Here is a 25421-nt window from a genome sequence, read left to right on the forward strand (position 1 = left end):
CGACAGGTAGTCCCGCGGCGCCAGGATCAGCCACACCGGCAACACCGCTGCGACAAAACCGTAGCCGATCAGCATCCAGGTGATCTGGATCCCGGTGAACGAGAACGCCTTGGCCCAGACCGGATCGGCGGCAATCTGCCCGCCCAGCCAGATCGAGCCCAGCAGCAACAGCACGCCGATCAGCGAGATCTCACCGATGCGGCCCGGGCGGATGTAGCGCATGTAGACGCCCATGAACATCGCGATCGGGATGGTCGCCATCACCGTGAAGATGCCCCACGGGCTCTCGGCCAGGGCCTTGACCACGATCAGCGCCAGCACCGCGAGGATGATGATCATGATCAAGAAGCAGCCGAACAGCGCGATGGTGCCGGGGATGCGGCCCATTTCCTCGCGCACCATGTCGCCCAGGGAGCGACCGTTGCGGCGGGTGGACAGGAACAGGACCATGAAGTCCTGCACCGCACCGGCCAGCACCACGCCGGCGATCAGCCAGAGCGTGCCGGGCAGGTAGCCCATCTGCGCCGCCAGCACCGGCCCGACCAGCGGCCCCGCGCCAGCGATGGCCGCGAAGTGGTGGCCGAAGAGGATGTGTTTGTTGGTCGGGACGTAGTCCAGGCCATCGTTGTTGAGCACGGCAGGCGTGGCCCGGCGCGCATCGAGTTGCATCACGTTGTTGGCGATGAAGAGGCTGTAGTAGCGGTAGGCGACCAGGTAGATGGCCACGGCTGCGACGACGATCCAGAGGGCGTTGATCGCCTCGCCTCGGCGCAAGGCCACGACGCCCAGGGCGCACGCACCGATGACGGCCAGCACTAGCCAAGGTACATGGCGCAGCAGGCTATTATTGTTTTTCATTTTTATATTCCGGCCAGGGTGGACAAGAAAGACAGCACCCCGAGTTTAGCGCTTACCGGCGCAAAGGCCATACCCGACATTGGTCTGTCACCGGTCGAACGGTGAGGACGTGTTGCCAGTTGGGTCTATAGTCAGTGAATCTTCAGAGGGAACGCGTAATGAGCGAACGCCGCCGCTTCGTGCGAATCGAATTCCATGCCAAGACCGAACTGACCCAGGGCCCGTTCACCTGGCCGGTGAAACTCCTGGACCTGTCCCTCAAGGGACTGCTGATCGAAAAACCCCAGCCCTGGCTGGGCAACGCCCAAGAACCGTTCACGGCTGATATTCACCTGAGCAACGAAGTTGAGGTGAAGATGAAGGTCCGCTTGACCCACGACGATCACGGCCACCTGGGCTTCGTCTGCAAGCATATCGACCTGGACTCCATCGCCCACCTGCGCCGGCTGGTGGAGCTGAACCTGGCCGATCATGACGAGCTGGAACGAGAATTGGCCGCGTTGATCCAGATTTGACCGCCTGTGGTGACGCAACTTGCTCCCTCACCACAGGGAAGGCGAGTTACTCGAACAACGCATCCAACGCCTGTTCCAGGCGCGTCACCGCAATGATCTGCAACCCTGGCGGAGCTTCCTTCGGCGCGTTGCCCTTGGGCACGATGGCGCGCTTGAAGCCATGCTTGGCCGCTTCCTTGAGCCGCTCTTGACCACTGGGCACCGGCCGGACCTCGCCCGACAGCCCCACTTCACCGAACACCAGCAGGTCATGGGGCAGAGGCCGATTGCGCAGGCTGGACATGACTGCTGCCATCAAGGCGAGGTCGGACGCGGTTTCCAGCACCTTGACCCCGCCCACAACGTTAAGGAAAACGTCCTGGTCGTGCGTGGGAATACCACCGTGCCGATGCAGGACGGCCAACAGCATGGCCAGCCGATTCTGATCCAGGCCCAGGGTGACCCGGCGCGGGTTCGCCAGGTGGCTGTCATCGACCAGCGCTTGCACTTCCACCAGCATCGGTCGGGTGCCTTCCCACGTCGCCATGACCACGCTGCCCGGTACTTCTTCCTGGGCACGCGTCAGAAAAATCGCCGAAGGGTTCGAGACCTCTTTCAAGCCCCGGTCGGTCATGCCGAACACACCCAATTCGTTGACGGCGCCAAAGCGGTTCTTCACAGCCCGCAGCAAACGCAGGCGACCGTCGGATTCGCCTTCGAAATACAGCACGGTATCGACCATGTGCTCCAGGACGCGCGGTCCCGCCAGCGCGCCCTCCTTGGTGACGTGACCCACCAGGAAAATCGCCGTGCCGCTCTGCTTGGCATAACGCACCAGCAACGCCGCGCTTTCGCGCACTTGGGACACGCCGCCTGGGGCCGATTGGAGTTGCTCGGTGAAAATCGTCTGGATCGAGTCGATCACCATCACCTTGGGTTTTTCCAGGCGCGCCGTGGCAATGATGGTTTCGATGCAGGTCTCGGTCATGACCCGCAACTGGTCCTGGGGCAGTCCCAGGCGCCGGGCTCGCATGGCGACCTGTTGCTGGGACTCTTCGCCGGTGACGTAGAGCGCCGGCATACGGGTGGCAAGGTTGCACAAGGTTTGCAGCAGGATGGTCGACTTGCCGATGCCCGGGTCGCCGCCGATCAGCACCACCGAACCGTCCACCAGGCCGCCGCCCAGTACCCGGTCGAGTTCACCGGATGCGGTGGAGAAACGCGGAATCTCCTCGACGCTGACTTCGGCCAGGGTCTTGATCTGCGCCTGCTGGCCGGCCCAACCGGTGCGACCGGTAGGCGCGGCCGCACCGCCGCTTTCCACCATGGTTTCGGTCAGGGTATTCCAGGCACCGCACTCGCTGCACTGGCCGGCCCATTTGGGAAAGGTCGAGCCGCACTCGGTGCAGCCATACATGCGCTTTGCCTTGGCCATCTGAACTCCGGGATAAAAACCGCGATGATAGCCCAGGCAGGCTTCACTGCGGGGCCGGCATTCTGATTTCACCCTTGGCCAGGCCGGCCGCCGTATTGCCCAACGGGTCTTGCGCCTCCAGGTCGGCACCTTTGGCCCGCAAGGCGTCGAGCAACTCGGCACGCTTGAACAAACCGGCGTACATCGCGGCGGTCTGCCCGGCGCCGTTGCGCTGGTCCGGGCTGCAATCGGTCGCGAGCAAACGCCGTGCAATCTGCACCTCGCCCTTGAAAATCGCGCCCATCAGCGCCGTGTTGCCGCGCTTGTCTTGGGCGCAAGCATCGGCGCCAGCGGCCAGCAGCCGCTCGACTGCGGCGTCATGGCCGTGATAAGCGGCCAGGATCAAAGCCGTGTAACCCTTTTCGTCCTGGGTGCCCAGCGAATAACCGGCCTCGATAAAGGTATCGAGCATAGGTATATCGCCCCGGCGGGCGGCGTCGAAGTAATAGGTTTGCAGCTGCTCCTGTACCGCCGCCGGCTCGGTGGGTATTGGCTGATCGGCCAATACGCTGACCGACCAGGTCGCAAGTACCGTTAAAAAGAATTTTCCCATCGTGACGTCTCCTCATGACTCAACGCTTTGGGAGCGAACTTGCTCGTGATGCACACTGCTGCGGCCAGACCGAGTTGTCTGAATCGCGAGCAAGCTCGGCTCCCACAGACCCATCAGTCGGTCAGTTTTTCCGCCAGTGCCTTGACCCGGGCCAGATCGCCCTTAGCGACGCGGGCCACGCCGGTGCCGTACTCAGGGTCAGCCTTGTAGAGGAAGGACAGGATGATGTGCTTGCTTTCGTCATCGGTGGTCGCCAACGACCCGCCAAAACTGTCGATCAGGTCATTGCGCTCCTTCTGGTTGAACGAGCGGTACAGCTCGCCGGCCTGCTTGAAGTTCTGCTCGCGCTGGATCTTCGCCTGCTGGGTACTGCCGCTCAGCGCAGTCTGGCTGTAGCGGGCCGCTGGCGCCTCTTCACGTGGCGTCAGGCGGCTCGGCTGGTAATTCACGCCGGTGCTGGTGCTGCCGGGGTTCATCGCGCCGTCCTGGTTACCGTTGTTCACCGCCACCTTGGGGGCGTTGATTGGCAGTTGCAGGGCATTGGCGCCCAGGCGATACATCTGCGTATCGGCGTAGGAAAACACTCGCCCTTGCAACAGGCGATCCTCGGAGGGTTCGATCCCTGGCACCAGGTTGGCCGGCGCCATCGCTACCTGTTCGGTTTCCTGGAAGACGTTCGCCGGATTGCGGTTCAAGACCATCTGCCCGACCTTGCGCTCAGGTACGCCCGGCCAGATTTTGGTGGCGTCCAGCGGATCGAAGTCGAAGGAGGCCAAGTCCTGTGGGTTCAAGACCTGAACGTACAAGTCCCACTTGGGAAAGTCACCCTTATTGATATGGCTGACCAAGTCGGTGGTCATATGGCTGTAATCTTGACCTTGAACTTTCACTGCTTCTTTCGGATCGAGATTTTTCAGCCCCTGCAAACTTTTCCAATGAAACTTAACGTAATGAATCTCACCCTTCGCATTAACCAACTTATAGGCATGCACGCCGTTACCGTCCATTTCACGATAACTGGCCGGCGTGCCAGCGTTGGAATACAGCTCGGTCAGGGTTCGGGTCGATTCGGGAACATGGGAGAAAAAGTCGAAACGCCGTGAATCATCGTCCAGGTTGGTCCGTGGGTCGGGTTTGAATGCGTGGACCATGTCGGGAAACTTGATGGCGTCGCGAATGAAAAAGGTCGGGAAGTTGTTACCCACCAAGTCCCAGTTGCCGTCGGCGGTATAAAACTTCGTGGCAAAGCCACGGGGGTCGCGCAGGGTTTCCGGGGAATGATTGCCATGCACCACGGCGGAAAAACGCACGAACACTGGCGTGACCTGGCCGGCGGCAAACACCTTGGCCTTGGTCAGATCGCTCAGGTCATCGGAAACCGTGAACGAGCCATGGGCACCGGTGCCGCGGGCATGCACCACGCGCTCGGGGATACGTTCGCGGTCGAAACGCTGGAGCTTCTGGATCAGTTGCACGTCTTGAAGCAGGGCCGGGCCGTTGGGTCCGGCGGTTTGTGAGTTCTGGTTGTCGCCCACTGCCGCACCGTTGTCCCGGGTCAGGGTGGCCGCTTGCACGGACAAGGACAACAGGCTGGCGGTCAACACGAAAAAAGCGCGGCGGTGGCGAAAAGCCCCGTAGCCAAGGGAAGTGTTCATAGGCGTGTTCCTCTGATTTTATAGAGCGCATCCATGTGCGCCATCCAGAGGCTAGTGTTCGAAGAAGAAAAACCTAAATAGAAATCCCGTACCGCGTTGATAGAGAAAACGTTGTAAGGGATCACCTTGAAACCGCGTATCACGCGCGATTGATGGCACTTTGAAAACTTTCCTCCCTCGTCGGGGTCGATAACGGGAGCTTGTAAGCAGAGGTTTCAAGCAGGACGCGTTGGGCTGGCTTACACTGCCAACTATCCATTTCAAATGCCACAAGGAATAACTCATGGGCGTGCTAAGCGAGTTCAAGGCCTTCGCGGTCAAAGGCAATGTCGTCGACATGGCCGTCGGGATCATCATCGGTGCCGCTTTCGGCAAAATCGTCTCGTCATTTGTTGGCGATGTGATCATGCCCCCCATCGGCCTGCTGATCGGCGGGGTGGATTTCAGTAACCTGGCCATTACCTTAAAGGCCGCCCAAGGCGATGCGCCTGCCGTGGTTGTGGCCTACGGTAAATTCATCCAGAGCACCATCGACTTCATCATCGTGGCGTTTGCCATCTTCATGGGCGTCAAGGCCATCAACCGCCTCAAGCGCGAAGAAGCCGTTGCGCCAAGCGCACCGCCAGTGCCAAGCAAGGAAGAACTGCTGCTGAGCGAAATCCGCGATCTGCTCAAGGCCCAGAACGAGCGGCCCTGACGCATGCACCGTTAAAAATGGCGTCCGTTGGGCGCCATTTTTCTACCAGTAGTTTTCCACCGCCACCTGGCCTGGCCGGCGGCTGAGGCTCAGTTGCAGGCCCCTGGCCTTGAGCAGCTTGCGGGTGTCGTCAATCATTTGCGGATTGCCGCACAGCATCACTCGCGAATGCTCCGGCGTCAGCGCTACTCCGGCCGCCCGCTCCAGCTCGCCATTTTCGAGCAGCGTGGTAATGCGCCCATTGAGCGCCCCGGGATGCTGCTCACGGGTGACCGTGGCGATGAAGCGAAACTTGTGGGCGTACTCGGCCAAGTACTCGCGCTGGGGCAACGCCTGAATCAGCTCCTGATACGCCAGCTCCCGCGCCTCGCGTACGCTGTACACGAGGATGATCCGCTCGAATTTTTCCCAGGCTTCGAAATCCTGGAGGATCGAAAGAAACGGTGCGATTCCCGTTCCCGTGGACAGTAGCCACAAATCCCGGCCCTCCACGAAACGGTCCAACGTCAGATAGCCAAACGCCTGCCGATCCACCAACAGGCTGTCACCGGGGCGCAGGCGGCTGAGTTCGCTGGTGAACTCGCCATCCGGCACCACGATGGAAAAGAACTCGAGATATTCATCGAACGGCGAAGACACCATGGAATACGCCCGCCAGACGGTGGTGCCGTCCGCCTTGACCACGCCCAGCCGGGCGAACTGGCCAGCCTTGAAGCGAAAGCCGCGGTCCCGGGTTGTACGCAACGTAAACAGATGGGGCGTCAGTGGCTGGACTTCGAGGAGCGATTGGCGGGTGAACTTCTCTGCGTTGTCGGTCATGAGTCACTCCAGCGGGACAAGAAACACAGTGTCCCGCAAAGTGAGCGGCGCCACCACCCAAAGACGAGTAATGGCACTTTAATCGCAACTCTGATTTATCCGCCCATATCCTTTACCAAACTTGTACAACTTTAAGCACATGTAAAAACAAATTGACTAAAAGCGTCTTTCGCAAGATAGGACAGCATTGTAAGCAGATTAAAAAAAATCACTACGAAGCAAGAATAGTCCTACACTAAAAATTCGCATCAGGGATTGGATCCGCATGGACGAATCAACCCAGGAGAGAGCGATGGACAAGTGGAAGGACTTACAGCTGAGGAAGTTAGCCTGTGAAAAAGATCTGCAGACGGCTTATCGTCTGATTTTGAATTTCTTTAACAATCAGGGATTTGAATATTGCGCATTTGCCGCCTACCACGGGAGCCCAGACAAGCACGCCAGCAAGGTGAACCTCAACAATTATCCTTATGGATGGGACAGGATATATGAACAAAACGGTTATGCTTCAAACGACCCGGTAATAGCACATTGCAATCAATCACCGCTCCCGATCCTCTGGGACGAAGATGTTTACGCCCAGGCACCGAAGTTGTGGCGCGAGCTGAATCGACAGGGGCTCAAATATGGTTGGACCCAAGCGGTCCATGATGAAAAGGGCGTCCATCACAGCCTGTTCAGCCTTGCACGGACCCACTCCCCCATCGATATAGAAGAGCACTACGGGAACCTCGGCTACGCCATTTTCGCCAGCCAGAAACTGCATGCCCTGGCCGGCAAGAAAATGTCCGAGACCGCGGCCGACCAGCAGCAGTGCCACTTGTCACCCAGGGAGATCGAGGTGCTGAGGTGGTCAGCCCAAGGCAAGACCGCGTCGGAAGTGGGCAGAATTCTTTGTCTTTCCGAGCGCACGGTGAATTTCCATGTTTGCAGCTGCATGCGAAAGCTGAACGCCAGCAATAAAATTTCAGCGGTGGCCAAAGCCGCCCAGATCCACGTGATCTGAACCCACGACGCGGCATGGCCGCCCTGAAAAACCCACGGGTAATGCGCGACAAAAAAACGTACCATTTACGGTTCCACTTGAATGATGACGCGCTAGACGCGCGACGCGGTTCATTCAGGCGGTCCCGCACAGAACCTGCCTCCAGGCAGCGGGACATCCGTCGATCCCCAGAGTCCCCAGCCATGCCCCTGCTTGATACTCCCTTCGCCCAGCTCGACCTGATCCGCCAACCCGAACAGCAGAACGAACCGCTGCAAGCCTTCGATGCGGCCGATGAATACCTGCTCGCGTACCTGGCCGAGCAACAGCCTGACGCGCAGACACGGGTGCTGGTACTCAATGATGGCTTCGGCGCCCTGGCGGCCAGCCTGGCCGGCAAAGTGGAGGTGATCAGCAGCGGTGATTCATTCCTGGCGTTGCAGGCGCTCGGCAAGAATCTGGTGCGCAACGGCCGGCCTTTCGATGCGGTGCCGACGTTGCCGGCCAGCGAGCCATTGGCCGGCCCCTTCGACCGCGTCCTGATCAAGGTCCCGAAAACCCTCGCCTTGCTGGAAGAACAACTGATTCGCCTGCAAGGCCAGCTGGCGCCAGGAGCCCAGGTGATCGCGGGCGCCATGATCAAGCATTTGCCCCGGGCGGCCGGAGAGCTGCTGGAGCGTTACATTGGATCTGTACAGGCTTGCCTGGCGGTGAAAAAAGCCCGCCTGTTGATCGCGACGCCAGAGCCCAGGTCGTCCGTTGTATCGCCCTACCCCACCCGATACTGGCTGGATGAACCCCGGATCGAATTGCTCAATCACGCCAACGTGTTTTGCCGCGAAGGGCTGGACATCGGCACTCGTGCATTCCTCCCCCACCTGCCCAAAAACCTGGGCACGGCCCGGGTCGCGGACCTGGGTTGTGGCAACGGCGTGCTGGCAATCGCCAGTGCCCTGCAGAACCCTGAAGCCCGCTATACCCTCGTGGATGAATCCTACATGGCCGTGCAATCGGCGGCCGAGAACTGGCGAGCTGCGCTGGGCGAGCGGGAGGTGACCCTGCGCGCAGGCGATGGCCTCGCCGGACAGGAAGCGCAATCACTGGACGTGGTGCTGTGTAATCCGCCGTTCCACCAGCAGCAGGTAGTAGGCGATTTCCTGGCCTGGCGAATGTTCCAGCAGGCCCGCGAAGCGCTGGTGGTAGGCGGCGCGCTGTACATCGTCGGCAATCGGCACCTGGGTTACCACAGCAAGCTGGCGCGGCTGTTCCGCGGCGTCGAGCAAGTGGCCGCCACACCGAAATTCGTGATCCTCAAAGCTCGCAAATAACTTATCCACCGCTCAAAAAAACCCTCCTGACGGAGGGTTGAAGCCGTGCCGCAAGGCAACGGGATGGGAAATCAGTGGGTGGTCAGGCCTGCCGCGTTCATGAACATGCGCATCAGGCTCGCGACGATGAACAGCGCCAGCACACTCCCAGCCCAGATCAGCGCCAGCCAGCCGAGCCGCTGCCAGAGGGGTTTTCTTTCGGCGGCTTCGATGTCTTTCAATTCAGGCTTGGCCATGCTCAACACCTCCCGGCGCAATCAATGGTAACCATCGTCATGGGTCACCTTGCCGCGGAACACGTAGTAGCTCCAGAAGGTGTACACCAGGATCAACGGAATGATGAACAGCGTGCCGACCAGCATGAAACCCTGGCTCTGGGGCGGTGACGCTGCGTCCCAAATGGTGATGGAAGGCGGCACGATGTGCGGCCACAGGCTGATGCCCAAGCCGCTGTAGCCGAGGAAAATCAACACCAGGGTAAGGATGAAAGGTGTGTAGTTGGCGTTGCGGGCTACCGCGCGGAACAATCCGTACATAGTCACCAACACCAGGATCGGCACCGGCAGGAACCAGAACAGATTCGGCAGGGTGAACCAGCGGGCCGCGATATCCGCGTGGGCCAGCGGCGTCCAGATACTGACGATACCGATCACCGCCAACACCACGAACGCCAGCGGCCTGGCCAGGTTATGCATCTGCTCTTGCAACTTGCCTTCGGTCTTCATGATCAGCCAGGTACAGCCGAGCAATGCGTAGGCCGCGATCAGCGCCAGGCCACAGAACATCGTGAACGGCGTAAACCAGTCCAGGGAGCCGCCGGCGAACTGCCGATTGACCACCTCGAAGCCGTCGATGAACGCTCCCAGCGCCACACCCTGGAAGAAGGTTGCCGTCAGCGAACCGCCAATGAACGCCTTGTCCCACAGATGCCGCTTCTCGGCCTTGGCCTTGAAGCGGAATTCGAAGGCCACGCCGCGGAAGATCAAACCGACCAGCATCAGGATCAGCGGCAGATACAACGCCGAAAGCACCACCGAATAGGCCAGGGGAAATGCCCCGAACAGGCCGGCACCGCCCAGCACCAGCCAGGTTTCGTTACCGTCCCAGACGGGCGCCACGGTGTTCATCATCACGTCCCGGTCACGCTCGCCCTTGACGAAGGGGAAGAGAATGCCGATCCCCAGGTCGAAGCCGTCCATGATCACGTACATCATGATGCCGAAGATGATGACCACGGCCCAGATCAGTGGAAGATCAATACCCATGATTCAATTCCCCTTGTTCGAGCGGTCGTTGTGGTCCACTTCGTCGTCGCCTTGGTTGGCGGCCGACAGCGGACGCGCCGGGGTGCGTTTCTGGCCTGGCCCACCACCGGTCGGCTCGGCTTCGTGGGCCTCCGGCCCTTTGCGCACCAGACGCATCATGTAGCTGAGGCCAGCACCGAACAGCGCGAAATACACCACCACAAACATGACCAGGGTGAAGCTCATCTGGGCAAAACTGTGGCCGGAAGAGGCGTCGGCGGTGCGCATCAAGCCGTAGACGACCCAGGGCTGGCGGCCGATCTCCGTGGTGAACCAGCCGGCCAGGATCGCGACCAGGCCGGACGGGCCCATCCACAGCACCAGGTGCAGGAATGGTCGGGATCGGTAGAGCCGATCGTTTCGGCGCAGCCAGAGACTGCACAGGCCGGTGAAAATCATCAGTAGCCCGAGGCCGACCATGACCCGGAACGACCAGAACACAATGGTCGAATTTGGCCGGTCTTCAGGTGGAAATTCCTTGAGGGCAGGCACCTGGTCGGTCAATGAGTGAGTCAGGATCAAGCTGCCCAGGTAGGGAATTTCCACCGCGAATTTGGTCCGTTCTTCTTTCATGTCCGGCAGGCCGAACAGGATCAGCGGCGTGGGTTCGTTGCCGACGTTCTCCCAGTGACCTTCGATGGCGGCGATTTTCGCTGGTTGATGCTTGAGGGTGTTAAGACCATGGAAGTCGCCGATGACCGCCTGTATCGGCGCCACCAACAAGGCCATCCACATGGCCATCGACAGCATGCGGCGCACAGCCGGATTATCGCGACCGCGCAACAGATGCCAGGCCGCCGACGAACCGACGAAGAACGCCGTGGCAACAAATGCCGCGACCGACATGTGCATCAGCCGATAAGGGAACGAAGGGTTGAACACCACCGCCAGCCAGTCCACCGGTATCACCCGACCGTCGATGATCTCGTAGCCCTGCGGGGTTTGCATCCAGCTATTGGAAGAGAGAATCCAGAAGGTCGAAATCAGCGTGCCGATCGCCACCATGACCGTGGAAAAGAAATGCAGGCCACGGCCGACTCGATTCCAGCCGAACAGCATCACACCGAGAAAACCCGCTTCGAGGAAGAACGCCGTGAGCACCTCGTAGGTCAGCAGCGGCCCGGTCACCGCACCGGCGAAGTCCGAGAAACGGCTCCAGTTGGTCCCGAACTGGTAAGCCATGACCAATCCGGACACCACCCCCATGCCGAAGTTGACGGCGAATATCTTCGACCAGAAATGGTACAGGTCGCGGTAGGTGTCATCGCGCGTCTTGAGCCACAGGCCCTCGAGTACTGCCAGGTAACTCGCCAGGCCAATGGTGATGGCCGGGAACAGGATGTGGAACGAGATCGTGAACGCGAACTGGATTCGGGCGAGATCGAGCGCCTCCAAACCGAACATAAGTCTTCCTCTGTCAGGTAAAACCGGCTGCGGGCGAGGCTTGCATCAGCCCCCAGGGATATGGAGTGCGATGCTTTTCAAATCGTTCTTTTTTAAACCGTCACAACGCAGGACTCTGGCCGAATGGCCGCCAGGCCGACCCACTCAAGGGTATTGACCTGGATCAAGCAATGTTCAAAGAGTAGTCGCATTATTGCCGACGGACGGCGTGGTCTTTTGTCGCGTGGCAGGTTGTCTCAGTGCCGTAAACCTACCCTGGTCATGATTTCCAAACCCACACGGACCCCGTGGCGAGGGAGCTTGCTCCCGCTCGGTTGCGCAGCGACCGCAAAGTCGGGGGGCCGCTTCGCAGCCCAGCGGGAGCAAGCTCCCTCGCCACAAGAGCCCGCACCGGTTTGAAATTGATGCTTGGCTAACTATTTTTTTCGGCAGACGTAATTTCCGGTTACAGCTCGGTGATAATCTCCGACGCCTTCCTCACCGGACCCGTCATAGATGCCCAGCCAAGCGCCGTTGCTGCTCCGTCACCATCGTCCCTTCATTGCCTTCTGGCTGGCCAGGATCTTTACGGCCAGCGGCTTCCAGATGCTCACCGTGGCCATTGGCTGGAACCTCTATCAACTGACCGGTAACGTCCTGGACCTGGGCCTGGTGGGGTTGGTGGAGTTCGCCCCTCGCGTGTTGTTCATGCTTCATACCGGGCATGTGGCTGATCGCTATGACCGCCGCAAAGTCGCGGCCATCTGCCAGTCATTGCAGGCGATGATTGCCCTGGCGCTGGTGATCGGCAGCGCCACCGACAATGTCACCCGCGAAATGATCTTTATCCTTGCCTTCCTGCTGGGTGCCGCCCGCTCCTTCGAAATGCCCACCACTCAGGCGTTGTTGCCGAGCATCGTCCCGGCGGCGCTGTTTCCCCGGGCGGTAGCCGCCGCGCAATCGGCCCAGCAATCGGCCACCATCGTCGCGCCGGCGCTCGGTGGCTTGCTCTATGCCTTCGGCAGCGTCTGGGTCTACGGCCCGACGGTACTGCTCTACATCATCGCTTGCTGCTTGATGCTCAACCTTCCCGCCCGGCAGACGCCGCTGAACAAAGGCAAGGCGACGTTGGACTCGTTGCTCGCCGGGATTCGCTTCATCCGCAGCCGCCCGGACATTCTCGGGGCGATTTCCCTGGACCTGTTCGCCGTGCTGCTGGGCGGCGCCACGGCACTGCTGCCGGTGTTCGCCAAGGACATCCTGCTCACCGGTCCGTGGGGGCTGGGCCTATTGCGCTCGGCGCCAGCGGTCGGGGCCTTGCTGATGTCGCTGTGGCTGGCGCGGTTTGCCGTGGAGCGCAACGTGGGCCGGGTGATGTTCACCGCGGTCGGTGTGTTCGGCGTCGCCACCATTGCGTTCGGCCTCTCCACCTCGTTCTGGTTTTCCTTGGCGGTGCTGGTGGTGCTGGGCGCGGCGGACATGATCAGCATGGTCATCCGCGCCTCTTTCGTGCAGTTGGAGACGCCGGATGAAATGCGCGGTCGGGTCAGCGCGGTGAACGGGTTGTTCATCGGCGCATCGAACCAGCTCGGCGAGTTCGAATCCGGCCTCACTGCGCACTGGTTCGGCACCGTGCCGGCGGTGGTCATGGGCGGCGTCGGCACGCTGCTGGTGACCGGGACCTGGATCAAACTGTTCCCGACCCTGGCCAGCCGCGACCGAATGCACGAACCGGCCGAGGAAGCGAAAGCCTAAAGCAACTTGTCCAGGGTGATGGGAAAGTCCCGCACCCGTTTGCCGGTGGCATGATAAATCGCATTCGCCACCGCCGCCGGCACCCCGACAATGCCAATTTCACCGACGCCCTTGGAACCGAGCGCGTTGACGACTTCGTCATGCTCCTCGACAAAAATCACCTCGATGTCGCCGATGTCGGCGTTGACCGGCACATGGTACTCGGCCAGGTTGTGATTCATGTGGCGGCCCAGGACGTGGTCGGTCAGGGTTTCCTCGTGCAGGGCCATGCCGACGCCCCAGACCACGCCGCCCAGGATCTGGCTCCGTGCGGTCTTCGGGTTGATCACTCGCCCGGCGGCGATGGCGCTGACCACCCGATTGACCTTCACCGTCCCCAGGTCTTCATCCACCAACACCTCGACGAACACGGCTGAATGAGTGGCGGTGGCATAGGCTTGGCGTTTTTCGTCCGGCCCGGTGGTGACCTGGGCCTGCAACGGCGTCTCGCCACTTTTCTGTGCTAACTCGGCCAGGGCAACAGTCGCCTCGCCGAGCCGCAGTTGGCCGTCGGCGAAAGTGACTTGTTCAAGGGTCGCACCGCTGAAGGCCGGGCAGGTCTGCCGGGCCACGGCCAGCAGTTTTTCGTTCAGCGCTTCACAAGCCTTTTGCACGGCAGTGCCGACAGACGAGACGGTGAACGAACCGCCTTGCAGCGGTGCGGTAGGCAATGATGAATCCCCGAGGACAAAGGTGACGTCGTCCAGGGAAATGCCTGACGCCTCGGCGGCGATCTGGGTCATGACCGTGTAGGTGCCTGTGCCGATGTCGGTGGTGGCGCTGCTGACGGTCAACTGGCCGTCCGATCCCAACGAGGCTCGGGCACTGGCCTTTTGCTGCATGGCTTCCCACACACCGCCGGCCATGCCCCAGCCCACCAGTTGCCGGCCTTCGCGCATGCTGCGCGGCTCGGGGTTGCGCTTGTCCCAACCAAAACGGCGAGCGCCTTGGGCGTAACACTCGCGTAATTCCTTGCTGGAATACGGCTTGCCTTCGTTCTCGTTGCGCTCGGCGTAGTTGAGCAACCGCAACTGCACCGGATCGATCGCCAGGGCACAGGCCAGCTCATCCAAGGCGCATTCCAGGCCGATCAACCCCAGGGCGGCGCCGGGCGCGCGCATGTCCAGCGGCGTATAGACGTCCAGCGGCACCAGTTTGTAGGTCAAGGTCACGTTATCGCAGTGATAAAGCATGCCACTCCATTCCACCACGTGCTCGGTGAAGTCCTCGAAGCTCGAGGTCTGGCCGATGGCGGTGTGCGCCACGGCCAGCAGGCGCCCATTGGCTGCGGCCCCCAGTTGCAGGTGCTGGATGGTGCGCGGGCGATAGCCAAAGGTAAACATCTGCTGGCGCGTCAGGCTGACCCGCACGGAGCGCTTGAGGGCCAGGGCCGCCATCACCGCCAAGGGCAATTGATATTGAGGGCGCAGCCCGGAACCGAAGGCGCCGCCGACAAAAGCGGCGAACACTCGCACCTGCTCTTTTTCCAGCCCGAACACTTCTTGCACATAGGCTTGGCAGTTTTGCGTGCCTTGGGTCTTGTCGTGGATGTGCAGGCTGCCGTCGGGTTGATACAGCACTGTTGAAGCATGAGGCTCCATCGGGTTGTGGTGTTCCACCGGTGTGCTGTAGGACACGTCCACGCTGAGCGCTGCGCTGGCGTATTCACCCTGAAAATTCCCACGGGGTTTGGGCAGTTCGGCCGGTGCAGGATGGGCTTCGTTTTGCAGGGTTTTCAGATCGGTCTGATGGCCCTGGATGTCATATTCGATCTCGATGAGTGAACCGGCGTAGCGAGCCAGTTCCAGATTTTCCGCCACCACCAAGGCCAACGGTTGGCCGCTGTACAGGATCCGGTCGTTGTACAACGGTCGGAACGGCGAACCTTCTGCCGCGTCGGCATCCTGATAGGGTTCGTCGTAGCTGGCGATCCTCGGGCGGTTGGTGTGGTCGATCACCGCGACCACGCCGGGCAGCGCCAAGGCTCGGGAAGCATCGATACGCAACACCCGGCCACGGGCAATCGCGCCCGACACGACGCTGCCATGCAGCAGGCCATCCTCAGGGTATTCAGCGGCATAACGGGCCTGGCCCGTCACCTTGAGCAAGCCATCGACCCGGTCGAGTGGTTGCCCTATGGTTTTGCTCGAAGCATTCATCAGGCTTGCCCTCCCTGCGGTGCGGTACCCAGCGCGGCATCGCCCAAGGCCCGGACGATGGCCCGGCGCGCCAGTTTGATCTTGAAGCCGTTGTGCTCCAGCGGCTCGGCATTCTGCAGCAGCGCATCGGCGGCAGCCGTGAAGGTTTCGCGGCTGACGGTCTGGCCGGCCAGCCAGCTCTCCACCGCCCGGTCGCGCCAGGGTTTGTGGGCCACGCCGCCCAAGGCCAGGCGCGCCTGGCGGATCACCGGCCCATCCAGCTCCAGCGCCGCCGCCACCGACACCAGCGCAAAGGCGTAGGAGGCGCGGTCGCGAATTTTCAGGTAGTGGCTATGCTCGGCGAAACCGGGCGCCGGTAGCTCAATGGCGGTGACCAACTCATCATCGGCCAGTTGATTATCCCGCTCCGGGGCATCACCGGGCAGTCGATGAAAATCGGCGAATTCGATGGTCCGCGCTCCGCCCCGGCCCAACACGTGGACCACCGCTTCCAGGGCGGCCAGGGCCACGCACATGTCCGAGGGATGGGTCGCGACACATTGATCACTGGCGCCGAAAATCGCGTGGATCCGGTTCAAGCCGTCCCGGGCCGGGCATCCGCTGCCCGGCCGGCGCTTGTTGCACGGCACGCTGGCGTCATAGAAGTAATAACAGCGGGTACGTTGCAGCAGGTTGCCGCCGGTGCTGGCCATGTTGCGCAACTGTGGCGAGGCACCGGCCAGGATCGCTTGGGACAGCAGCGGATAACGGCGCTCGATCCAGGGATGCCAGGCCAGATCGGCATTGCTGACCAAGGCACCGATCATGACTCCGCCGGAAGGCGTTTCGCTGAGATCCGCCAAGGGCAACCCGGTGATATCGATCAGGTGCTCGGGGCGGGTGAGGTTTTCCTTCATCAAGTCCAATAGGTTGGTGCCGCCGGCAATGAAGCGCGAAACCGGGCTCGACAGGTCGATGGCCGCCTGAACAGTGTCGGGCTTGCTGTACTGGAACGGGTTCATTGATCGCCTCCCGACTGCTGGCAACGTGGCAGGGCTTCTTCGATGGCGTCACGAATGTTGGTATAGGCACCGCAGCGGCACAGGTTGCCGCTCATCAGCTCACTGATCTCGCCTGGGGTTTGCGCCCTGCCCTCGTTGGCCAACCCGACTGCCGAACAGATCTGCCCGGGCGTGCAATAACCACACTGGAACGCGTCGTGCTTGATGAAAGCCTGTTGCATGGGATGCAGTTGGTCGCCGTCGGCCAAGCCTTCCACGGTGGTCAATTCGGCGCCATCGCACATCACCGCCAGGGTCAGGCAGGCATTGATCCGTTTGCCGTCGCGCAGCACCGTGCAGGCGCCGCATTGGCCGTGGTCACAGCCTTTCTTGCTGCCTACCAGGTCCAGTTGTTCGCGCAGCAGATCCAGCAGCGTGGTCCAGGGCAGCACGTGCAATTCACGCGACTGACCATTGAGTATCAGACGGATCGGATGACGGGCGAAGGCCGCCTGCGTCGCTTCGGACAGGGTCGCGCTCATGGAACACCTCACGGTTGGTCGTACTCGCGGCGTTTTGGGAAACCGCCGTCATAAGGGGTACGACTTCAGGTGGGGGTGAGCGTTCAAGGCAATTTAGCGATGAAAAAATGCCAGCGCCTGCTGCGCAACCCAGCGGGAGCAAGCTCCCTCGCCACGGGCCGGTGCCGCGTATCAGGCCAGCAATTCTGCCGCCACCACGCTCCTGACGCCCTTGCCACAGAGCTGCTCCACCAGCGCCAAGGCGAACGCCAGGGCGGCGGCCGAGCCTTGGGCGGTGATGCAATTGCCATCCACCACCACAGGCTGGTCGACGAAATTGCAACCGGACAATTGTTGGCTCACCGCGGGGAGGCAGGTCATGCGCCGCTGGCGCAACACGCCGAAAGCCAGCAGCGCCACGGCCGGGGCTTCGGCGATGGCGGCGAAGAAACGTCCGGTGGCGGCCTGGTTCTTGACCAATTGTTGCAGTGGCTGATGAGCCGCCAGGTGCTGAACGCCGATGATGCCGCCGGGCAGGGCGATCAGGTCGAAGTCCTGCACCAGCACGTCCACCAACATGCCATCGGCGGTCAGGCGCGTACCGCGGGCGCAGGTGAGCATCCGCCGGCCTTCGATGCTCGCCACCACCACTTCGACCTGGGCGCGGCGCAGCACGTCGATCAGCGTCACCGTTTGCAAATCATCGACACCTTCGGCGACGGCAATCAGGGCTCTGGGGATCTTGGTTCCAGGAATCATGGGCGCTCTCCGCTGGGTGATCCCTAAAGACTAGTCAGCTTTGCCGGGTCGCGTGGGCCCGGCGGCTCACTTGATGTACAGCTGGGCCGACATTCGATTGCCAGGAGCATTGATCGAGACGTTACTGAAGCTGAACGTGCCTTCCTGCTTGCCCTTCAGGTCGAAGGTGTACAAATAACCGACGACTTTGGTCCTGACGGAACAATCGTTGAGATTGCCGTTATCGAAGGCACACACCGGCGAGCGGGTGCCGTCGACTTCAAAGCCGTCCAGGGTGACCACGGGCTGGCGGCCATAGCCGACCTCCAGCACGTAGACCTTGATATTCGGGCCACTGTGATCGCAACGGGTCTGCGCCTGCCCCGGGGTAATGTCCTCGAAGCCACAGGCCGGCGACTCGACCTTGAGTACCTTGACCTCGCTCAGGGGCGGCGCCGAGGCGGCTTTGACGGCCTGCCAGGGCCACCCCAGAGCCAAGGCACAACCGAACGCCGCCAGCAGTTTTTCATTCACACGATACATTGAGACCTCCCGGAACCGCGCGCAGTATGGCCCACTTGGCGCATCGGCAAAACATCGACGACGATCGCAGCCACAACGCCAAGCTGCTGGTATGATGCGCGGCTTTTTCCGACCCGCAGAAAAATCCCGGGCGCCGCTGGCGACCTGTGCTTTGCTGTTTGAGGTCGATACATTCACGGCGCTCCGGGCGCCACGGGGAGCAGACATGCTGGAAAGGCTGTTTCAACTCAAGGCACACAACACCAACGTGCGGACCGAGATCCTGGCGGGCATCACGACCTTCCTGGCCATGGCCTACATCCTGTTCGTCAACCCGAGCATCCTCGGCGAAACCGGAATGGACAAGGGCGCAGTGTTCGTCGCCACTTGCCTGGCCGCCGCCATCGGTTCCACGGTGATGGGCCTGATCGCCAACTATCCGATCGCCCTTGCGCCGGGCATGGGCCTGAACGCCTTTTTCACCTACACCGTGGTCCTGCACATGGGCCATACCTGGCAAGTGGCCCTGGGTGCGGTGTTCATTTCCGCCGTGCTGTTCTTCCTGCTGTCGATCTTTCGCATCCGTGAATGGATCATCAACAGCATCCCGCTGCCCCTGCGCTCGGCCATCGCTGCCGGTATCGGCCTGTTCCTGGCGCTGATCGCCCTGAGCAACGCCGGCATCGTCGTGAAAAACCCGGCGACGATGGTCGGCCTCGGCGACCTGAAGCAACCGGCGCCGATCCTCGCGACCCTTGGTTTCGTCCTGATCGTCGCCCTTGAAGCCTTGAAAGTGCGCGGCGCAGTGCTGATCGGCATCCTGACGGTCACCGTCGTCTCGATCCTGATGGGCTTCACCCCGTTCGGCGGCATCATGTCCGCGCCGCCGTCCCTGGCCCCGACGTTCTTGCAACTGGACATCAAGGGCGCCCTGGACATCGGTCTGGTGAGCGTGATCTTCGCGTTCCTGTTCGTCGACCTGTTCGATAACTCAGGCACGTTGATTGGCGTCGCCAAGCGCGCCGGGTTGATGGGCAAGGACGGCCACATGCCGAAGATGGGCCGTGCGCTGATCGCCGACAGCACCGCCGCCATGGCCGGTTCGCTGTTGGGCACCTCCACCACTACCAGCTACATTGAATCGGCGGCGGGCGTCAGCGCCGGCGGCCGCACTGGCCTGACCGCCATCGTGGTGGCGATCCTGTTCCTGCTGGCGCTGTTTTTCTCGCCACTGGCCGCCAGCGTCCCGCCCTTCGCCACCGCGCCGGCGCTGCTGTTCGTCGCCGTGCTGATGACCTCGGGCCTGGCGGAAATCGACTGGGACGACATCACCGTCGCCGCGCCAGTGGTGATTACCGCCCTGGCAATGCCATTCACTTATTCCATCGCCAATGGCATCGCCTTCGGTTTCATCGCCTGGACCGCCATCAAGCTGGTGTCCGGCCGTGGCCGTGAGCTGAACCCGGCGCTGGTCATCCTGTCGATCCTGTTCGTGATCAAGTTGGGTTGGTTCAACGCATGACTTTTGATTCCCAGGCCTACGCCACTCAGCTCCAGGACAAGGTCACCCGTTTGCGTGACCTGCTGGCCCCGTTCGAGGCACCGGAACCTGCGGTGTTCGACTCGCCACTGGAGAATTTCCGCCTGCGCGCCGAATTCCGCCTGTGGCGCGAAGCCGGCGAGCGGCACTACGCGATGTTCTCCCAGGACGACAAGCGCACGCCGATCCTCATCGAGCAATTCCCTATCGCCAGCCTGCGCATCAACCAATTGATGCCGCAGCTCAAGGCGGCATGGCAGGCCAGCGCGCCACTGAGCCACAAGCTGTTCCAGGTGGAATTCCTGACCACCCTGGCCGGCGACGCGATGATCACCCTGTGCTACCACCGTCCGCTGGATGAACATTGGCACGCTGCGGCGTCCAAACTGGCGAGCGACCTGGGCGTCAGCATCATCGGACGCTCCAAGGGCAAACGTGAAGTGATCGGCCATGACTACGTGGTGGAGAAGCTCGACGTCGGCGGCCGCACGTTCAGCTATCGCCAACCGGAAGGCGCATTCACCCAGCCCAACGGCACGGTGAACCAGAAGATGCTCAACTGGGCCTATGAAGCCCTGGGCGATCGCAGCGACGATCTGCTGGAGCTTTACTGCGGCAACGGTAATTTCACCCTGCCCTTGGCCACCCGGGTGCGCAAAGTGCTGGCGACCGAAATCAGCAAGACTTCGGTGAACGCCGCATTGAACAACCTCAGCGAAAACGCTGTGGATAACGTGACGCTGGTGCGCCTGTCGGCCGAAGAACTGACCGAAGCCCTGAACGAGGTCCGGCCGTTCCGGCGCTTGCATGGCATCGATCTGAAAAGCTATGAGTTCGGCAGCGTCTTCGTCGACCCGCCCCGCGCCGGCATGGACCCGGACACGTGCGAACTGACCCGGCGCTTCGACAATATCCTGTACATCTCCTGCAACCCTGAAACCCTCGCCGCGAACATCGCGCAATTGCACGACACTCACCGCATTACGCGGTGCGCGCTGTTCGATCAATTCCCCTGGACCCATCACATGGAATCCGGCGTGCTGCTGACCCGGCGGTAAGCCGAGCCCCGTGGCGAGGGAGCTTGCTCCCGCTGGGCTGCGCAGCCCCAAGCTTTTTGCGGTTGCTGCGCAACCGAGCGGGAGCAAGCTCCCTCGCCACAACTGCGATCTGCAAACTACCGAACCTGCGGCTCTTGTTCGATCATCGAACACTTATTGCCCAAGGACGGCGGCTTTGTTTGACCAAATTAACCATCTAGTACAATTTATCTCCACCGGCTGAAATCCCGCCGACGCCAACAATAAAAATGTGGAGAAAATTGCGATGCCTCCTATCGTTCTGGTGCTCAACGGCCCGAACCTGAACCTGCTCGGCACCCGCGAGCCGGCGACTTATGGCCATGAAACCCTGGCTGACATCTCCGCATTGTGCGGCCGGGCCGCTGAAGAGTTCGGCCTGGCGATAGAGTTTCGCCAGACCAACCAGGAAGGCGAATTGCTGGACTGGATTCATGGCGCCCGCGGACGCTGCGCCGGTATCGTCATCAACCCGGCGGCCTGGACCCACACCTCGGTGGCGATTCGCGACGCCCTGGTCGCCAGCGAAGTTCCGGTGATCGAAGTTCACCTGTCCAACGTCCACGCCCGGGAAACCTTTCGCCACCACTCCTTCGTTTCTTCCGTCGCCATCGGCGTGATGTGCGGGTTTGGCAGCCATGGTTATCGCCTGGCCCTGGAACATTTCAGTCAGCGGTTGAAGGGTTGATGAGCATGTCGAACATCACTGTGCTGGCCGGGCTGATCGGCGCGGGTATCCAGGCCTCGCGCACACCGGCACTTCATGAGCGCGAAGGCGACGCCCAAGGCATGCGTTATCTCTATCGGTTGATCGACCTCGACGCGCTGAACCTCGACAGCAGCGCCCTGCCCGATCTGCTGAAGGCTGCCGAACGCATGGACTTTACCGGCCTGAACATCACCTTTCCCTGCAAGCAGGCGATTATCCCGTTGCTGGATGAGCTGTCGCCCGAAGCCCGGGGCATTGGCGCGGTCAACACCGTGGTGCTCAAGGGCGGCAAGCGCATCGGCCATAACACCGACTGCCTGGGCTTCGCCGAAGGTTTCCGTCGCGGCCTGGGGGATGTTGCCCGCCAGCGCGTGGTCCAGATGGGCGCAGGTGGCGCCGGTGCGGCCGTGGCCCATGCCTTGTTGGCAGAGGGCGTACAGTTGCTCAGCATTTTTGACGTCGAGATCAGCCGGGCCGAGGCCCTGGCGAACAACCTGAACCAGCATTTCGGCGCTGGCCGCGCCCGGGCCGGACACGATTTACCCAGCGCCATGGCCGAGGCGGACGGCCTGGTGAATACAACCCCCATGGGCATGGCGAAACTGCCGGGCCTGCCCGTGCCCGTCGAGTTGTTGCGGGGGCAATTGTGGGTCGCAGAGATCGTCTACTTCCCGCTGGAAACCGAACTGCTACGCAACGCCCGAGCCCTCGGCTGTCGCACGCTGGATGGCGGCAACATGGCGGTATTCCAGGCGGTGAAGGCATTCGAACTGTTCAGTGGCGTGGCCCCGGATGCGCAGCGGATGCTGGAGCATTTCCAAAGCATGAATCACTAAAGCCTGATGATAATCCCCTGTGGGAGCGGGCTTGCTCGCGAAGGCGGTGTGTCAGTTGGAAGATGTGTGACTGACACACCGCCTTCGCGAGCAAGCCCGCTCCCACATGGTCCAGCGTCAGGGCTGTAGGTAGCGCAACACCGACTCGCAAACCATCGCGCGATGCCGCTGCTTGATCGCTTCCTCCGACAGGTCGATCTGAAAGATCTCACCAAACGTCTGGCGGTTGGACACGCGATAAAAACAGAACGAACTGATCAGCAGATGCACATCCAGCGGCTCCAGGCCGGCACGGAACACGCCCTCTTCAGCGCCTCGACGCAAGATCACGCCCAGGGAATCGAGGATGGTATTGGTCATCGCCTTGATCGCGCCGGATTGCTTGACGTATTCAGCGTTGTGAATGTTTTCGATACAGACGATGCGCACGAAATCCACGTTGCGGTCGTGGTGGTCGAAGGTGAATTCCACCAGGCGCCGGATCGCATCGACCGGGGCCAACTCCGCCAGGTGCAGGCGACTTTCGGTGGTACGGATATCACCATAGAGCTTTTCCAGCACCTCGACGTACAGCTGCTCCTTGCTGCCGAAGTAGTAGTAAATCATCCGCTTGGAGGTATGGATGCGCTCAGCGATGGCATCGACCCGGGCGCCGGACAGGCCCTGCTGGACGAACTCAACGATGGCTTCCTGAAGAATGTTCTCCCGGGTTTTCTCCGGGTTGTTCTTGCGACTCTTGCGCGGCGTGGCGACAGGTTCGTCGAGCGCTGCGGAAAGTTCTGGATTCATAGTCATTGCGGGCTCACGGCCATCACTGCACAGGCTGGCGATTATGGGCCGCACCGTGCAGTGAAGGAAGCCACGGTATTGCCCTTTACCGCCACGTTTACGATTTACCTACAACTTGGCGTGACGCAAGCCTCCGCTGCGGGACTTGGCCATGGCCGCCAGCCGCACCGCGACGTTGGCCGCACCGTAGCCGGCGTAACCGTTCTTGCGCTGAATGATCTCAAAGAAAAACCGCCCCTCGAACGGCTCGGTGTAGACGTGGAACAGCTCGCCGCCTTGGGCATCACGGTCATACAGCACATTGAAATACGCCAGCTCGCTGAGAAACTCATCATCGAAGTCGAAGCGCGCCGCCAGGTCGTCGTAATAATTGAGGGGAATGTCCAGCAGCGGTACGCCGGCCTCCTTGGCGCGGCTGACCTGGGTGAAAATGTCATCGCAGTCGAACGCAATGTGATGCACGCCAGAACCGCGATAACTCGACAGCGCGTGTGAGATCGCGGTGTTACGGTTCTCGGAAATGTTCAACGGCAAGCGGATCGAACTGCAGCGGCTGCGCAGGGCCCGGCTTTTGACCAGGCCATACGGGTCGGGCAGCACCACTTCGTCATCCGCCTCGAAATCCAACAGGCTCTTGTAGAACAACACCCAGCTGTCGAGGCTGTCCGCCGGCAGCGCCATCGCCATGTGATCGATGCGCTTGAGCCCCGCGCCGATGACCGCGCCGGGTTGCAGATTGAAATCGGTACCGTAGACATCGGCGTCCTGGTCCACCAGGTAGATGAGGCTGCCGTCCGGTGCTCGCACCGCCGCCAACTCCAGTTCATTGGGCCCCACCAGGCCGCGATAGGGTTGGCCTTTGTAGGCCACGGCCCGCTCCAGGGCGCTGGCGCTGTTCTTGACGCGCACGGCAGTGGCGCATAACGACGGACCGTGGGCTTCAAAAAAACTGTGGGCGAAAGAATACGGTTCGCTGTTGAGGATCAGGTTGATATCGCCCTGGCGCAGCAAGCTGACGTTCTTGGAGCGATGCTGGCCGGCCTTGACGAACCCCAGGCGCTCCAGCCAATGAGACAACTTGGCGCCGAGGTTATCGTCCACGGCGAACTCCAGGAATTCGATGCCGTTGTATTCGCTGGCCGGCGGCGTGGCGAAAAGGATATCGGCATTGCTGACAGGCGTGGCTTGCTCGGCCAAGCGCTGGCGGGTCTTTTCCTCCAGGTACAACAACGAGCGCAAACCGTCGGCGGCATTGGCCCGCGGCGGCGCCGCGCGAAAGCCGTCATTGAAGATTTCCAGCGACAGCGGCCCGGTGTAGCCGCTCTTGATGATCGGCGCCAGGAAGCCCGGCAAGTCGAATTCGCCCTGGCCCGGGAAGCAGCGGAAATGCCGGCTCCACTCCAGGACATCCATCGCCAGGATCGGCGCATCGGCCATTTGCACGAAGAAAATCTTCTCGCCTGGAATCTCGGCAATCGCGCTTGGATCGCCCTTGAGGGACAACGTGTGGAAACTGTCGAGCAAGACGCCGAGGCTTGGGTGGTCAGCCTGGCGCACGATATTCCAGACCTGTTGATAAGTATTCACGTGCCGGCCCCAGGCCAACGCCTCATAACCGATGCGCAAGCCCCGCGCACCGGCCCGTTCGGCCAGCAGGCGCAGGTCATCGACCAGGATCTGCGGGTCGCCGACGCTGTCGGCCGAGGCGTTGCTGCACACCAACACCAGATCGGTGCCCAGCTCCTGCATCAGGTCGAACTTGCGCTCGGCGCGCTCCAGGTTGCGCGCAAGGCGATCGCGACGGCAGCCTTCGAAGTCACGAAACGGCTGGAACAAGGTGATGGCGATGCCCAGGTCAGCGCACATCTGCCTGATTTCCCGCGGGCTGCCATCGTAATAGAGAAGGTCGTTCTCGAAAATCTCCACCCCGTCGAAACCGGCGGCGGCAATGGCCTCGAGTTTTTCCGGCAGGGTGCCGCTCAAGGATACGGTGGCAATGGAACGCTGCATGACGTCGGCTCCCGGGACAGGCATCGGCTACAGAAGGTGCGCCGCAATTGAAATGTTATTAAAAGAGTGAGCCGATTATTGAGCTGACGGTTTGTTTCAGCAATTTAATATGTACCGTCTGGTTAGTTTTTTGGGCGATTATCGAACACAATGCCGATTGCCGAATTGACGATTTTTTGCTCACTGCGCACCATCGG

Annotated in this window: 24 protein-coding genes; 9 read left to right on the top strand and 15 right to left on the bottom strand. The window is 61.3% G+C overall.

Going from position 1 to position 25421, the window contains the following annotated elements:
* On the bottom strand, positions 1-858 hold an 858-nt coding region (locus AD663_RS23285; RefSeq protein ID WP_305728867.1), incomplete at its 3' end, for a carbon starvation CstA family protein.
* A gap of 158 nt (positions 859-1016) precedes the next feature.
* On the opposite strand from AD663_RS23285, the gene AD663_RS23290 reads away from it, so the two are divergent.
* Entirely contained in the window at positions 1017-1373 is a 357-nt protein-coding gene (locus AD663_RS23290; protein ID WP_003185643.1) for a PilZ domain-containing protein, read from the top strand.
* A 46-nt stretch (positions 1374-1419) separates the two neighbouring features.
* Here AD663_RS23290 and radA read toward each other — a convergent pair whose 3' ends face one another.
* The 3 genes from radA to katB all read right to left on the bottom strand — a co-directional run bounded on the left by radA (position 1420) and on the right by katB (position 5034).
* Positions 1420-2787 carry a DNA repair protein RadA gene (gene radA / locus AD663_RS23295; protein WP_003185644.1) on the bottom strand — a complete coding sequence of 456 codons (1368 nt, stop codon included), beginning with the start codon at positions 2785-2787 and terminating at the stop codon, positions 1420-1422.
* A gap of 43 nt (positions 2788-2830) precedes the next feature.
* Positions 2831-3379: an ankyrin repeat domain-containing protein gene (locus AD663_RS23300; protein WP_053214617.1), complete on the bottom strand. Its 549-nt coding sequence runs from the start codon at positions 3377-3379 to the stop codon at positions 2831-2833.
* Positions 3380-3492: 113 nt separating this feature from the next.
* The gene (katB, locus tag AD663_RS23305) at positions 3493-5034 is read right to left on the bottom strand and encodes a catalase KatB (protein ID WP_003185646.1); all 1542 of its coding nucleotides are present in this window, start codon (positions 5032-5034) and stop codon (positions 3493-3495) included.
* Positions 5035-5317: 283 nt separating this feature from the next.
* Here katB and mscL point away from each other — a divergent pair, with 283 nt between their 5' ends.
* Complete coding sequence (gene mscL, locus AD663_RS23310) at positions 5318-5731, top strand: large-conductance mechanosensitive channel protein MscL (RefSeq protein WP_003185647.1); 414 nt, start codon at positions 5318-5320, stop codon at positions 5729-5731.
* A 42-nt stretch (positions 5732-5773) separates the two neighbouring features.
* Here mscL and AD663_RS23315 read toward each other — a convergent pair whose 3' ends face one another.
* The gene (locus tag AD663_RS23315; protein ID WP_053214618.1) at positions 5774-6550 is read right to left on the bottom strand and encodes a ferredoxin--NADP reductase; all 777 of its coding nucleotides are present in this window, start codon (positions 6548-6550) and stop codon (positions 5774-5776) included.
* A 265-nt stretch (positions 6551-6815) separates the two neighbouring features.
* Between AD663_RS23315 and AD663_RS23320 the strand changes: the two genes are divergently transcribed.
* Positions 6816-7556 (top strand): autoinducer binding domain-containing protein, encoded by a 741-nt coding sequence (locus AD663_RS23320; RefSeq protein WP_172680634.1) that lies wholly within the window; start codon positions 6816-6818, stop codon positions 7554-7556.
* Positions 7557-7738: 182 nt separating this feature from the next.
* Positions 7739-8863, top strand: a complete 1125-nt coding sequence (locus AD663_RS23325; protein ID WP_003185652.1) for a methyltransferase — start codon at positions 7739-7741, stop codon at positions 8861-8863.
* Between the two features lie 71 nt (positions 8864-8934).
* On the opposite strand, the gene AD663_RS28670 is transcribed toward AD663_RS23325, so the two are convergent.
* From AD663_RS28670 to AD663_RS23335, 3 genes are read right to left on the bottom strand one after another with little or no spacing between them, the layout of a single operon-like run.
* Positions 8935-9099: a DUF2474 domain-containing protein gene (locus AD663_RS28670; protein ID WP_003185653.1), complete on the bottom strand. Its 165-nt coding sequence runs from the start codon at positions 9097-9099 to the stop codon at positions 8935-8937.
* A 21-nt stretch (positions 9100-9120) separates the two neighbouring features.
* Positions 9121-10128 (bottom strand): cytochrome d ubiquinol oxidase subunit II, encoded by a 1008-nt coding sequence (cydB, locus tag AD663_RS23330; RefSeq protein ID WP_003185655.1) that lies wholly within the window; start codon positions 10126-10128, stop codon positions 9121-9123.
* A 3-nt stretch (positions 10129-10131) separates the two neighbouring features.
* Entirely contained in the window at positions 10132-11571 is a 1440-nt protein-coding gene (locus AD663_RS23335; protein WP_003185657.1) for a cytochrome ubiquinol oxidase subunit I, read from the bottom strand.
* A gap of 495 nt (positions 11572-12066) precedes the next feature.
* Between AD663_RS23335 and AD663_RS23340 the strand changes: the two genes are divergently transcribed.
* Positions 12067-13305, top strand: a complete 1239-nt coding sequence (locus AD663_RS23340; protein WP_003185660.1) for an MFS transporter — start codon at positions 12067-12069, stop codon at positions 13303-13305.
* Here AD663_RS23340 and AD663_RS23345 read toward each other — a convergent pair.
* The 5 genes from AD663_RS23345 to AD663_RS23365 all read right to left on the bottom strand — a co-directional run bounded on the left by AD663_RS23345 (position 13302) and on the right by AD663_RS23365 (position 18285).
* On the bottom strand, positions 13302-15503 hold the full coding sequence (locus AD663_RS23345) for a xanthine dehydrogenase family protein molybdopterin-binding subunit (protein ID WP_053214619.1): 2202 nt from the start codon (positions 15501-15503) through the stop codon (positions 13302-13304). The genes AD663_RS23340 and AD663_RS23345 overlap by 4 nt on opposite strands.
* Positions 15503-16504 carry a xanthine dehydrogenase family protein subunit M gene (locus AD663_RS23350; protein WP_053214620.1) on the bottom strand — a complete coding sequence of 334 codons (1002 nt, stop codon included), beginning with the start codon at positions 16502-16504 and terminating at the stop codon, positions 15503-15505. Before AD663_RS23350 ends, AD663_RS23345 begins: the two co-directional genes overlap by 1 nt.
* Positions 16501-17025 (bottom strand): (2Fe-2S)-binding protein, encoded by a 525-nt coding sequence (locus tag AD663_RS23355; protein WP_053214621.1) that lies wholly within the window; start codon positions 17023-17025, stop codon positions 16501-16503. Before AD663_RS23355 ends, AD663_RS23350 begins: the two co-directional genes overlap by 4 nt.
* Positions 17026-17196: 171 nt before the next feature.
* The gene (locus AD663_RS23360) at positions 17197-17763 is read right to left on the bottom strand and encodes a DJ-1 family glyoxalase III (protein ID WP_003185669.1); all 567 of its coding nucleotides are present in this window, start codon (positions 17761-17763) and stop codon (positions 17197-17199) included.
* A gap of 66 nt (positions 17764-17829) precedes the next feature.
* On the bottom strand, positions 17830-18285 hold the full coding sequence (locus AD663_RS23365) for a DUF4879 domain-containing protein (RefSeq protein ID WP_053214622.1): 456 nt from the start codon (positions 18283-18285) through the stop codon (positions 17830-17832).
* Positions 18286-18490: 205 nt separating this feature from the next.
* On the opposite strand from AD663_RS23365, the gene AD663_RS23370 reads away from it, so the two are divergent.
* The 4 genes from AD663_RS23370 (at position 18491) to AD663_RS23385 (ending at position 22425) form a co-directional block, all read left to right on the top strand.
* Positions 18491-19786, top strand: a complete 1296-nt coding sequence (locus tag AD663_RS23370) for an NCS2 family permease (protein ID WP_003185674.1) — start codon at positions 18491-18493, stop codon at positions 19784-19786.
* On the top strand, positions 19783-20862 hold the full coding sequence (gene trmA, locus AD663_RS23375) for a tRNA (uridine(54)-C5)-methyltransferase TrmA (RefSeq protein ID WP_003185676.1): 1080 nt from the start codon (positions 19783-19785) through the stop codon (positions 20860-20862). Before AD663_RS23370 ends, trmA begins: the two co-directional genes overlap by 4 nt.
* Before the next feature lie 265 nt (positions 20863-21127).
* The gene (gene aroQ / locus AD663_RS23380) at positions 21128-21568 is read left to right on the top strand and encodes a type II 3-dehydroquinate dehydratase (RefSeq protein ID WP_003185678.1); all 441 of its coding nucleotides are present in this window, start codon (positions 21128-21130) and stop codon (positions 21566-21568) included.
* A gap of 5 nt (positions 21569-21573) precedes the next feature.
* On the top strand, positions 21574-22425 hold the full coding sequence (locus tag AD663_RS23385; RefSeq protein ID WP_371261238.1) for a shikimate dehydrogenase: 852 nt from the start codon (positions 21574-21576) through the stop codon (positions 22423-22425).
* 117 nt (positions 22426-22542) lie between these two features.
* Here the strand turns inward: AD663_RS23385 and AD663_RS23390 are convergent, their stop codons facing one another.
* The gene (locus AD663_RS23390; RefSeq protein WP_003185680.1) at positions 22543-23220 is read right to left on the bottom strand and encodes a TetR/AcrR family transcriptional regulator; all 678 of its coding nucleotides are present in this window, start codon (positions 23218-23220) and stop codon (positions 22543-22545) included.
* A gap of 102 nt (positions 23221-23322) precedes the next feature.
* A complete protein-coding gene (gene quiC / locus AD663_RS23395; protein WP_003185683.1) occupies positions 23323-25224 on the bottom strand; it encodes a 3-dehydroshikimate dehydratase QuiC in 1902 nt (633 codons plus the stop codon).
* Positions 25225-25421 lie beyond the last annotated feature (197 nt).

Origin of the sequence: Pseudomonas sp. Q12-87 (genome assembly GCF_001269755.1) — a bacterium.
GTDB classification, from domain to species: Bacteria; Pseudomonadota; Gammaproteobacteria; order Pseudomonadales; family Pseudomonadaceae; genus Aquipseudomonas; species Aquipseudomonas fluorescens_S.